15 protein-coding genes are annotated in these 11974 nt (G+C 40.4%); all 15 read right to left on the reverse strand.

Annotated features, from left to right (window positions below; translation table 11 throughout):
- Window positions 1-56 precede the first annotated feature (56 nt).
- Window positions 57-701, reverse strand: a complete 645-nt coding sequence (locus NIS_RS08550; RefSeq protein ID WP_012082975.1) for an HAD family hydrolase — start codon at window positions 699-701, stop codon at window positions 57-59.
- Window positions 698-2137 (reverse strand): peptide-binding protein, encoded by a 1440-nt coding sequence (locus NIS_RS08555; RefSeq protein ID WP_197524222.1) that lies wholly within the window; start codon window positions 2135-2137, stop codon window positions 698-700. Before NIS_RS08555 ends, NIS_RS08550 begins: the two co-directional genes overlap by 4 nt.
- Window positions 2138-2193: 56 nt before the next feature.
- The gene (locus NIS_RS08560) at window positions 2194-2550 is read right to left on the reverse strand and encodes a rhodanese-like domain-containing protein (protein ID WP_012082977.1); all 357 of its coding nucleotides are present in this window, start codon (window positions 2548-2550) and stop codon (window positions 2194-2196) included.
- Window positions 2551-2595: 45 nt separating this feature from the next.
- The gene (rpsI, locus tag NIS_RS08565; protein ID WP_012082978.1) at window positions 2596-2985 is read right to left on the reverse strand and encodes a 30S ribosomal protein S9; all 390 of its coding nucleotides are present in this window, start codon (window positions 2983-2985) and stop codon (window positions 2596-2598) included.
- A gap of 1 nt (window position 2986) precedes the next feature.
- Complete coding sequence (rplM, locus tag NIS_RS08570; RefSeq protein ID WP_012082979.1) at window positions 2987-3406, reverse strand: 50S ribosomal protein L13; 420 nt, start codon at window positions 3404-3406, stop codon at window positions 2987-2989.
- A gap of 69 nt (window positions 3407-3475) precedes the next feature.
- A complete protein-coding gene (locus tag NIS_RS08575; RefSeq protein ID WP_012082980.1) occupies window positions 3476-3979 on the reverse strand; it encodes a FixH family protein in 504 nt (167 codons plus the stop codon).
- Window positions 3976-4563: a TPM domain-containing protein gene (locus NIS_RS08580; RefSeq protein WP_012082981.1), complete on the reverse strand. Its 588-nt coding sequence runs from the start codon at window positions 4561-4563 to the stop codon at window positions 3976-3978. The genes NIS_RS08575 and NIS_RS08580 overlap by 4 nt, the downstream gene beginning before the upstream one ends.
- A gap of 125 nt (window positions 4564-4688) precedes the next feature.
- Entirely contained in the window at window positions 4689-6125 is a 1437-nt protein-coding gene (ccoG, locus tag NIS_RS08585) for a cytochrome c oxidase accessory protein CcoG (protein WP_012082982.1), read from the reverse strand.
- Between the two features lies 1 nt (window position 6126).
- Window positions 6127-6387 (reverse strand): DUF4006 family protein, encoded by a 261-nt coding sequence (locus tag NIS_RS08590; protein ID WP_012082983.1) that lies wholly within the window; start codon window positions 6385-6387, stop codon window positions 6127-6129.
- Window position 6388: 1 nt separating this feature from the next.
- Complete coding sequence (locus NIS_RS08595; protein WP_012082984.1) at window positions 6389-7234, reverse strand: c-type cytochrome; 846 nt, start codon at window positions 7232-7234, stop codon at window positions 6389-6391.
- On the reverse strand, window positions 7234-7440 hold the full coding sequence (locus NIS_RS08600; RefSeq protein ID WP_012082985.1) for a cytochrome c oxidase, cbb3-type, CcoQ subunit: 207 nt from the start codon (window positions 7438-7440) through the stop codon (window positions 7234-7236). The genes NIS_RS08595 and NIS_RS08600 overlap by 1 nt, the downstream gene beginning before the upstream one ends.
- Before the next feature lie 3 nt (window positions 7441-7443).
- Window positions 7444-8127 (reverse strand): cytochrome-c oxidase, cbb3-type subunit II, encoded by a 684-nt coding sequence (gene ccoO / locus NIS_RS08605; RefSeq protein ID WP_012082986.1) that lies wholly within the window; start codon window positions 8125-8127, stop codon window positions 7444-7446.
- Window positions 8128-8136: 9 nt separating this feature from the next.
- Entirely contained in the window at window positions 8137-9600 is a 1464-nt protein-coding gene (gene ccoN, locus NIS_RS08610; RefSeq protein WP_012082987.1) for a cytochrome-c oxidase, cbb3-type subunit I, read from the reverse strand.
- 118 nt (window positions 9601-9718) lie between these two features.
- Entirely contained in the window at window positions 9719-10402 is a 684-nt protein-coding gene (locus tag NIS_RS08615; protein ID WP_012082988.1) for a response regulator transcription factor, read from the reverse strand.
- The gene (locus NIS_RS08620) at window positions 10392-11930 is read right to left on the reverse strand and encodes a PAS domain-containing sensor histidine kinase (RefSeq protein ID WP_197524223.1); all 1539 of its coding nucleotides are present in this window, start codon (window positions 11928-11930) and stop codon (window positions 10392-10394) included. Before NIS_RS08620 ends, NIS_RS08615 begins: the two co-directional genes overlap by 11 nt.
- Between the last annotated feature and the right edge of the window lie 44 nt (window positions 11931-11974).

An 11974-nucleotide genomic window follows, 5' to 3' on the forward strand; every position in this document is an offset into this window, starting at 1 on the left:
AAGATAAAAGGGCTCTTAAAGAGTTAAGTTCCATTTTTTTTCAAGATGAAAAGGTATTATGTACAGGTTTTTTGTATGAGTTCGACAGCTTCCAAAGCTGTAGAAGCAATATGGGTAGAACATCGTTGCAGTTGCCTGTCTGTCGCATATCCACATGTCACACCAACGCAAGAAATACCTGCTCGTTTGGCTGCATCCATATCCAAACAGGTATCCCCCACCATCCAGGTATACTCTTTTAAAGCATCAATTTTTTTTATCGCTTTGATAAGGGGTTCTGGATGCGGTTTTGGATGAATGACATCTTCTCTCCCTATGATGCAGGAGAAGTAGTTTTCCAGTCCAAAAAATGCCATAAGCTCTTTTGAATATTTCCCTGTTTTCGTCGTAACAATCGCCAAGTTTGCAAAAGAATGGGCCTGCAGTATTGCCTCTTTTGCATCGGGAAGCAGTTTCGTTTTTTTGGTAAAGATAGAATGGTAATGTTCTTTATATGCCGCGACACACTGCTCTATACCGCTTTTTACACCTATATGGGCAAACATAAAATCGAGGGGATGGCCAATCAGTTTGACAATATCTTCATCTTCGACTTGTACATTGCTGCATCGTCGAAGAGCATGATGAAAACTCTCTAAAATAGCTTCAGTCGAATCGATGAGCGTGCCATCCAGATCAAACAAAATTGTGCATTTTTTCATGGTTTTATCCAGTCAATCTCGTTATGCATGATACCGACGATTGACGGTTCAACGTTTCGTATAGCAGCATTTACTGCAGTAATGGTATTTGGTATATATAAAAAGATGTATGGATTGTCTTGCACGATAAGTGCAAAGATTTTTTGATATATTTTCGATAGTTTTTTACGATCTATCGTATTTTCTGCCTTTTTGATCAATGCATCCACGATCGCATTTTTATACGATACGAGATTAAATCCACCAATCTTTGCAGAATCACTGTGCCAAATAGAGTAGGCATCCGGAGTCAGCCCTAGTCCCCATCCAAGTAGTATCGTGTCAAATTTTCTAGGAATGACGACAGTATTTAAAAAAGCTTGCCACTCCATAGCACGAATCGTAACTTTGACACCGATCTTTGCAAGTTGATATTGAATAATCTGTGCTGCATAGAGCCGAATAGAGTTGTTCGAATTGGTCGCTATTTCAAAACGCAATGGATGTTTCTTATCGTATCCAGCCTCTTTTAACAATCGTTTTGCCCGCTCTAAATCAGTTTTTGGCGGTTTTATATCGGGGTTGAAAGCAAAAGTTCCTGGCATAAATGGACCTGTACAAACTTTGCCATGAGAAAAAAAGAGGATATCGATGAGCTCTTGCCTATCGATTGCAAGGTTGATAGCTTGCCTAACCCTGGCATCTTGAAACTTTTTTCGTTTGAGATTTAACCCAAGGTAGGTATAGCCGTGGCTTGGCTGTTCGTAAATGTTGTAATATTTTTTAAAGTTGCTGTCAATTTGGCGCTCCAGTTGCAGAGGTGATAGGGAACCAACATCCAGTTTTTTCGATTTGAGCATCAAAAATTGTGTAGATGGATCGGGAACAAAATGATAGTAGATTTTTTCGATATAGGGTTTATGCTCAAAATAGTGCACATTTGCTTTGAGCACTATTTCGCCGGAATGTTCAAACTTTTCAAGTCTATATGGACCCGTTCCAATAGGAGATTGATTGAATCTACTGGTCATTAGATTTTTTTCATGCCGCAGCAGATGCTCAGGCAACATGCCTATCATCCAGGTCTGCAATGCTTTGTAATAAGGCTTTTTATATGTCACTACAAGATGGTATGGATCGACTATTTTGACATTGGCTACATACCGAAACTCACTCGAATAGGGGGTAAAGACCTTTGGAGAAGTGATCGTTTGATAGGTAAACAGAACATCTTGCGCCGTAAACGGTTTTCCATCATGCCATACAACATTTCTTCTCAGCTCAATCCATAATCTTGTAGGTGTGAGAAACTTCCACGATTTTGCCAAATCACCGACAACGTTTCCATTTTTATCGTATTTGAAAAGACCATTAAATATCCATCCGGCAATCTCTCCGCTTGCACTGTCCGTTGCTAAAATAGGGTTGATTCGGCTTGGATTGGCACCGAGTGCCATGTGGAGTGCTGATGCGTTAAGAACAATGAAAGATAGAATCAGTAAAAAAAACGGTCTCATTGAGAAATTGGTTCAAACTCGTTGCCATCAGCATGCCAAGAGTAAATACCACCTGCTAGATGCATTGCATTTGTATATCCCATTTGATTGGCTAAAAAGTTCCCAACAGTCGCAGTTCTACTTCCCGTTCGACAGATTAAAACAAATGGAGTATCTTTTGTTGGCACCAATTTTTGAAACTCATCCATAAATGCATCGATATTATATCGACCAAACTCATCGAAGAAAGTAAGTAGTTTCGACCCTGGAACTACACCAGTCTGCTGCCATTCCATAGGTGTACGAATATCGATAAGTACGACGCCTTCATTTTTCAGTTTTTTTAGATATTCAGGAGATATATCTTTGAGCATCCTGCCCCTTTTGAAAGTATGGGGACCAAAGGTCCCAAAAGTATATTAACGTTTTGAGAACTGAGGAGATCTTCTTGCTTTGTGTTTTCCGTATTTCTTTCTTTCAACAACCCGAGCATCTCTTGTCAATAGGCCATGTGGTTTTAGAACAGATCGCAAGTTGTCATCCATTGCACAAAGTGCTTTAGAGATACCGTGTTTCAACGCATCCGCTTGGGCTGAATATCCTCCGCCTAGCGTTGTAGCTACCACATCTACACTTTCGCTCATTTTTGTAAGAGCCAAAGGGAGTCGCACTCTGAGTTTCAACGCTTCATGACCCCCAAGCCACTCATCCAAACTCATGCCGTTTACTGTGATTTTTCCACTGCCTTTTGTAAGCCAGACTTTCGCTACAGCCGTCTTTCTCTTCCCTGTTGCATAAATTCTACTCATCTTAGTTTCCCTTTACTTGTGCTGTATGAGGATGTTCGCTTCCCGGATATACTTTGAGTTTTTTGAGCATTGCTCGGCCAAGTTTTGTTTTTGGAAGCATACCTCGTGTTGCTAGTTTAAAAAGTTTTTCTGGATTTTTCTCTCTAAGCTCTGCAAGTTTTTCACTTTTAACCCCACCAAAATAACCGGTGTGTCTATGATACTCTTTACTCTCTTTGTTGCCGCTCACTTTCACTTTAGATGCATTGATAACGACAACGTAATCACCACAGTCTACATGTGGAGTATAGTTTGGTTTATGTTTTCCTCTTAAAAGCGTTGCAATTTCTGTTACGAGTCGACCGAAAGTCTTCCCTTCAGCATCGATTACATGCCATTTTCTTTCAACCTCATTGGGTTTTACCATTCGTGTAAACTTCATCGCGCACTACCCTTTTACATATTTGATGAGTGTGATTGTACACATCGTTTTATTAATTTTTGCTTAATTTTAGTTATTTTTAAGTTTTTTCTGCTGAATTATTCGTCGTGTAGAGAGTTTGAAGAGTTCGTAGTTTACAAGACCATCTTTTTCTATCTTCAATTCGATATTCCATCGTCCTTCCAAAGGGAGTTGTACCTCGGTAATATATTCTCCATTTCTATAGATGGCACTGGTTTTCTTATCAAATTTTGACGTCTCTGGTCTGGTAAAAAGTACTGTTACCTTTGCATCGCTTACGGGACTTCCCGATTTGTCGAGTATTTTGAACTCAAATATTGCGTTTGGATAAGAAAGTTTTTGTGTTACCAGAACTACATCATATTTTTTATGAAACGCCTTTTTCATTGCTTCAATTTTATAGTAGTTCTTGTCCACATCTTGGTACTTCATCATAAAAGACTCATCTAGCTCAACAGGATTGTCGATAGCGGTTTTTACAGTCCATACACCGAGAGTAATAGCGAATACTACAAGAGCTATGATGAAGTGTGGCCAGTAGTTTTTATTCATTTTTTTACAAATCTCCTATAGATAAAATTCAATAAAATCAGTGCAAGTATAGAATAAAACACCACTCTCAACCAATAATAGATCTCTCTATTTGTACTTCCTATGCTTGATTTCAGGTTGACGCCGTAGCTTTTTGCAATTTGATCAGCGATTTCTGCGTATCCGTTGAGAAGGGCAGCTTCTACCGCAGCGTCTGGATTTTTCATATGTGAAGTTAAGATAGGAATGATAGTGCCTTTCCAAGGCAATGGACTTAAAATCTCCTCTTTATCGAACCTTTTTGAAAGTGAAGGAGAGTTGATGATATCCACTTTGTGCTCTTTGACAGATAGAGTAAGCAGAATATATGGATCTTGTAACTTGGAGGACAAGCTCTTTTCAAAAGCATCTATCTTTTTCCCTTTCATCTCCTTAACAGCAGCCAGATAGATGCGTACACCAGTTTTTTTAAAAACCTCGTTGCCTATCTCGTTGATTTTATTCACCGTTTTTTGAGGAAGTATGCCTTCATTAAGCAGGATAAAGTTTTGTTCAGCAAAAAGGAAAAGATTCAACACGAACACGAGGGCAAGTGCCCTCAACATATGATTGTGCCCCATCAGCCAACATAAGCGTGGAATGGAGTTGCCACTGCCCAAAGAGAAAGTGCTGCCATACCGAGCAGCATCCATGCAATGATTGTTTCAAACTTATCGACCATGATATCCTCCTATTTTTTCAGATGTTTTTGATAGATATCCCAACGCGGGAAGACGAAGATGGTGTTTCTGTACACTGCGATCTTTTTTGGATCATCCACCGCATAGGCTTTGATCTTGATTGGGATCGGTGTATCTTTTTTGCTGTTTTTCACCAATACTTTGTCTGTATAGAGCACCACAACCTTTTTCACTTTTTTGCCAGGAATGACAGTAAACGGTTTTCGTGGCCGCTCGATCTTGATATCTTTGTTGTTGACTACTTCGAAGTAGTATTTATGTTTTTGTCGCTCTGTGTTTTGGAACAAGAAGACGTAAGTGTTTTTCACTTTGCCGTCTGGTTCTATTTTATAGAGCTGGCTTGTCCTGTTGATGTTAAGAAGCATATGCTCTTTTTTGCTTCCCATCCAGAACAGAGCCACGAATGCGATGGTGAGCATCACGATGTAGGCGATGATTCGAAATCGAAAGACTCGGGTTGGTTTACCACTCTCTAGTGCGTAGTAGCTTGTCCAGCGTACCAGGCTCTCTTTTCCAAGTGCCCCCATCACTTTCGTACAGGCGTCTGCGCACTCCAAGCAGTTGATGCACTCTAGCTGCATCCCTTTTCGGATATCGATATGGGTAGGACACACTTTGACGCAAGATTCACACAAGGTACACTCTGCATCCTCTTTTTGGGATTTGAGCTCTTTTTTGTTGTGCACGATCAGGTTACCATGTTCATCGTAGATTCTTCCGCCCCGTTTATAGTCATACACTGTCTGGAAGGTATCTTCATCGTACAGCACAGACTGTACTCTTGCGTATGGACAGATGTAGATACAAAAATTCTCTTTGATGAACACCACGTCCGCGATCAAGAATAGAGCGATCCCTACCCAAAATCCCATCAAGATCGTATGGTTGGCCGGATCTTGGATATATCTGATGAAGTCTTCCGGTGGAACGAAGTACCACAGAAAATCTGCCGCCGCGATGAATGCGAGAACGGACCAGATGAGAATCGCGATCACTTTTTTGACTTTATTCTCCGGTTTACTCATATCCGGTTCGATCTGTTTATTGCTGATCCGTTTTCTCAAGTGCAGCAGTTTCGTTTCGATCAGATCTCTATAGATCACTCTGAAAATAGTCTGTGGACAGCTCCATCCGCACCATACCCGACCACCAAGGGTGGTGATGAAAAAGATCCCGAAAAACAGAATCCATAGCAAAAACGGCATTAGGTACAGTTCTTGCATATCGAACCGTACGAAAAAAAGATGCAGCTGCATATGATCGAAGTTCAATAGAAAAAAGTGGTTCCCGTTTATTCGTATCCAGGGCAGCACCAAGCTTACGATCGTAACAATCGCAAACATCACGTACCGCTTGTACCTGTATGGTACCCAGTTCTTCAGGTACTCTTTGGCTCGGTTTTTAGGTGCTGCACCTGCTGTTGCCATCTTACTTCTCTACGAATTGATATTTATGCTTCACGTCTCCACCAACTGGGTGACCATGTACGACAATATGCTTTTCATTTTCAAGATCAGGACCAAACATTTTGATTCCGAAAGGATCTTTCACTTCATAATATTGCTGTGCTGTCGCATTTTGTGTTTTTATAGCAGCAGTTGTCAAAAAAGCAAGAATGCTCAGGAGCAGAGCTACAGCGATAAAATATCCAGTAAGTCCATGAAAAGACCAAATACTTCTGTTTTCCATCTTACGCTCCTTCACTTAGTGACCGAATATATGTGGCCACCGCTTTTTGTTGTACTGGAGTGAGTCTCCCTTTAAAAGCCGGCATCTTACCGATAACTCCGTGTTTACCATTCTCAAGTACATGAGTTATCACTGTGTCGTCATACTCTCTCAAGTTAGGAGCCATGCCGTTCATACCTCGTCCATCTGGACCGTGACAACTAGCACATGTGCTTTGGAAAAGTTCTGCACCTTTGTCATTGCCTTTGAAGCCATTTGCAACATATTCTGCAACCGCTTCAGCATCTGCGCCACTCAAAAGTCCCGGAGGCATCATTCCCATAGGGTACCCAAGTTGACCGTTTGGATTTCCTATTGCAGCAGAACCTTGCTCGATAACACTTAGGACACTTTTTTTCAAAAGTCGTCTTGTCAAATCTTGCGCTTTTCCTTCGATTCCTGTTCCGTCAATTCCGTGACAAGGAGAACATTGAACCAAAAAGACACCCTCACCCATTCCAAGAAGGTCCTCTTTTGTCGGATTAGCCCATTTACTTTCAAATTTTGCGTTATAGGTTTTTACCTCTTTGTTGTATTCACCGATTTGTGAATAAGCGTTGAGCGGATATCCAACAAGCCAGTACCATGCGCCCCAGATAATGGTTCCCATGAATGCCAATGACCAACCGATTGGAGAGTTGTTTTTATATTCACCGATGCCATCCCAGTTCTCTTCCTTGAGAACCCCTTCACTTTTACCTTCTTTGATCTGCTTGAAATATTTCGCTGCAACACCGATTACAATGATCAAGATCGCGGCAGCACCAAGCAGAGCCAACTGGTTGACCTGATCGCTTAACCAATTCATTATGACTCCTTCTTGTTTTCTTCTTCTATAGGCTCTACAGGCTTGGATGTAAGCTCGTCATCGAGCGCCATCTTCCCATACTTCTCGTAGTCCCGCTCCCCCTTTTTCTCACTACGATAGAGATGGATAATGTATCCATACAGGACGAATGTCAAAAAAATGATAAGGGCAAGATAGAGTACGCCCTGTATGAGTCGTGCATCCATCTGCTACTGCAACCTATTCAAATATGCAATGAGTGCAACTATTTCAGGGATTTTTCCCTGCTTAACCATATCCACAAGATCCTGTCGCTTCGTTTCCTCAGCAACTTTCAAAGCATATTTCAGTGCTCTTTGTTTCGCCTCTTCAAAACTACCAAGAGGAACGTCTACTTTTCCGTCACCGTCCAAGTCTTTATCATAAGGGACATTGAACACTTTTTTCACTGTTAAAGCTTCTGCGTACGCAGTTTCAAGATCGGTTACATTTTTAAACATATGTTTGTATGCTGGCATGATAGATCCAGGAACAACACTTGTTGGATCCCACATATGGTTTGCATGCCAATCACTCGTTCGGTAGTTTCCTACTCTGTGAAGATCCGGTCCAGTTCTTTTGGATCCCCAAAGAAATGGTCTATCGTATGCATATTCACCATTGAGGCTATACATACCATATCTATCTGTTTCACTTTTAAACGGTCGAATAAGCTGCGAGTGACATGCGTTACAGCTATCTTTGATATAGACTTGTCGGCCTGCGAGTTCAAGCAAACTATAAGGCTTTGCTCCAGCCACAGGGCGAGACTGCTGGGCGAAATCTGGAACGATTTCGATAAGCCCAGCAAATGCGATCACAACAAAAACGCCAACGGCGAAGAAGAACGGATTTCTTTCTAACCATCCAAACATGCTGCCTCCTTATGCTGCCATCGGTGAAGCGAATTGAGGTTCTTTCTCGATCGCTTTTGCCGCTGTCATAGTTTTATAGAAATTGTAAGCCCACATAAATAGACCTATGAAATAGAACAGACCCCCGATACCTCGAAGTGTATAGTATGGATGAAGTACTGTTACCGTATCGATGAATGAGTAGGCAAGGTTACCGTACTGGTCAACAGCTCGCCACATCATACCTTGAGTAATACCGGCAATCCACATGCTTGAGAAGTAAAGCACGATTCCGGTAGTTTGGAGCCAGAACTGCATTTCAAGAAGTTTTTTACTGTAAATCTCTCGTTTGAAAAATCGTGGAGCCATATGCATAATAGCTGCAATAATCATGAATCCAACCCATCCAAGAGTACCGTCGTGAACGTGTCCTGGAATCCAGTCAGTAAAGTGTGCAAGAGCGTTTACTGATTTGATTGATTGAATTGGGCCTTCAAGTGTACTAAGCATATAGAAAGTTGAAGCAAGAACCATGAACTTGATAAGAGGATTCTCTTTGAGTTGTCCCCATTCACCTTTCATAGTCAAAAGCATGTTAAGTGCACTACCCCAAGATGGCAAGATAAGGATAACTGAGAATACAGATCCCATAGTCTGCATCCAATCAGGCACTGTAGAGTAGATCAAATGGTGTCCACCAGCCCAAAGGTATACGAACATCAATCCCCAGAAAGAAAGAAGAGAGAGTTTGTATGAATAGACAGGCTGACCAGATTCTTTTGGAAGGTAGTAGTAGATCATCGCAATGATAGGTACCGTGAAAACAAATGCAACCGCATTGTGTCCAAACCACCATTGTACCATCGCATCATTTGTTCCAGCATACATACTGACTGAATGCAATGGGTCTCCCATACCAGTAATAAGGTATGTTGGTACTTCCATGTTGTTGAAAAGATAGAGCATTGCAACACCGAGGAATGTCGCGATGTAGTACCACATAGAGATGTAAAGAGTTTTTTCTCTTCTGATACCAATAAGACCAAAAATGCTGATACCCCAAAGAACCCAAATGAGTACGACTAAAATATCAAGAGGCCACTCGAACTGTGCATACTCTTTAGATGTCGTATATCTTGCAAGCAAAGAGACAACTGCCAAAAGTGCAGTAATGAAGTAGAGCCAAAAATGCAGCTTACCTACTGCCATCAAAAACTTGCTCTCAGCAAGACTCACCTTCAATACTCTTTGGCCCACATAGTACCATGTAGCCCAAATACCACTAAGCGTAAAGCCGTATGCCACTACATTTGTGTGGATTGGTCGAAGTCGACTAAAGAGAGTATACTCTCCGGCAACATAATTGAGCTCTGGAAAAGCCAATTCAAAGGCGATCCATACGCCTATTCCCATCCCCAATATACCGAACAAAATGGCCAGATAGCTAAACCATTTTGCAACGGTATAATCGTACTCGATTGCAGGATTTTGCATCTAATACCTCCTAATAGATTTGTCACTATTTTGACATTACACAAAGAAATTATAGGAAAAAGAAGTTATGATGAAGCTTAAATGATGGAATTTTTTATTTAGTGTAAAAAGCTAAGGTTCAATTAAATTCTATACTGTATCCCAAACCCGAATAGTTTTTGATCAACTCTTTGTAGGTTTTTTGCCGAACTCTTTTAACAAGGGTTCTCAGTGCATTGTTTGAGCACTCTTCATCTTCCCAGATCGTCTCTTCGATTGTCTGTATCGGAACGATTTGTCCTGCATGATCCAGTAATAGATCAAGGAGTTTTTTCTCCTTTTTTGTTAATTTACTTACATTATTATTATGTACTATTTTTGCCTCTGAAGCTATGTATTGAAACCCTTGCCCCAGGTCATACACTTTTTTTGCATATTTTTTTTCGAGAAGTTCGCAAATATTTCTTTTTAACTCTTCAGGATCGACCGGTTTTATCAAATAACGACTCACCCCAGCGTCAATAGCTTTTAAAAGCCGCTCTTTTTCACTATATGCCGTAAGCATAACGACAACTGTTTGCTCATCTTTCTCTTTTACATTATGTACAAAATCGAGACCATCCCGTTTTTCTCCAAGCTCAATATCGCTTATTATTAGATCATACTTATGCTCTTCCTGAAGCTTTTTGGCTTCATTGAGATTGGCCGCGACATCAAACCTTTGAAACACGCCTGAAAATATCTCTTTCATAAGATTTCTAATTGTCTCTTCATCTTCAATATAAAGGGCTTTCACTCCTTTTAACAATGATTCACAAACCATTCTTTTCCTTTTTCAATCGAATCATAAAGCTCGCACCCTCTTGTTTGTTTTGCACAAAAAGCCCCCCTTCCATACTCTCTTCTATGATCATTTTGGACATATAGAGCCCAAGACCCGTGCCCTTTTTGCTCTTTTTCGTTGTAAAATATGGTTCAAATATTTTATCTAAATATTCTTCTTTTATTCCACCTGCATTGTCTCGTATCTCAATTTCAACAAAATCGTTCACTGTTTGACTTTTTATTGCAATCCTTTTTTCTTTCTGCCCATCAAAAGCTTCGATTGCATTGGACAAAATATTTAAAATGACTTGAGAGAATTCATTCTCATATCCGTAACATACAAGATTTTTTTCCATATCTAAATCAAGTTGGATATCTTTTTTCTTTATGGAACCTTCCAAAATGGAAACAGCCTGTAAAATCGCTTCATTTGGATCAAAAAGCTCTTTTTTCTTGTTCGGTCTAAAGAAGTTTTGAAAGTCGTGAATAGTCTGGGACATCTGCGAAAGGAGCTTTTTCCCTTTTTCGTAGCACGCTTGTTTCTCGTTCTCTTTTGCATAAACCATTTTATATAAAAGCAATCCCAATTCCATCAGCGGTTGCCTCCATTGATGAGCGATGTTTGCCATCATTTCTCCCATGGAGGCAAAGCGTGCCTGTTGAAACATCAAACGATCTTTCTCCCTGTTTTTCTCTACCTCCTCCTCTACCCTTTTTTCAAGTGTTGCATTGAGAACTCTCAACTCTTTTGTTTTCTCCTCCACCCTTCTTTCAAGCTCTTTATTGAGCAGTGCAAGCTCCCGCTCTTTCCTTTGCAATCTCTCTTGTAGCTTGACACTTTCTGTGACATCGTATCGGATCGCTACAAATTCGGCAATCTCACCTTTTTGATCTAGAATTGGAATGACAGTCGTGTTGACATAGAATGTATTTCCATATTTATCGAGATTTTTTACCGTCCCTTTCCAGATTCTTTTCGCCAAAATCGTATCCCAAAACTCCTTGAATTTCGATTTTGGCACATCGGGATGTCGCACGATGTTATGATTTGATCCAACAAGTTCTGATTTGGAGTAGCCCGATATTTTGCAAAACTCTTCATTGACATAGGTGATAATACCGTTAATATCGGTTTTTGACAAAATATTGCTGCTATCGATCGCTTTTTGATACTGTTTGAGCATAAATATCTTGTGTTGTGCCTCTTTTTTTGCGGCGATTTCACTTTTGAGATAATGAAGAAGTTTTGGAAGGCGATCCGGAAGATCTTCCAAAGCTATAAAATGCCGAACACCATATCGGTAGGCTTCATAGAGCTGATCGGCATCTTTTTTTCCAATAAATACGGTGTGTATATTGCGAAAGGAGTGGGCAATTTTAGGATCTTCATCCAAAAAGATTACATCAGCTTCTAATGTAGGAAGTTTTTGGAATTCCTCATGGGTAACAAAAATATATTCGCAATGGCACTCCATAAAATAGGATTGTAATATTTGTGGGTGATGAACAATGGCTACTATCTTCATAAAGATATTGTAGCAAAGAAGCAAACCAAAAGGTTTGCTCTATA

The sequence above is a fragment of the Nitratiruptor sp. SB155-2 genome, from assembly GCF_000010325.1.
Classification (GTDB): domain Bacteria; phylum Campylobacterota; class Campylobacteria; order Campylobacterales; family Nitratiruptoraceae; genus Nitratiruptor.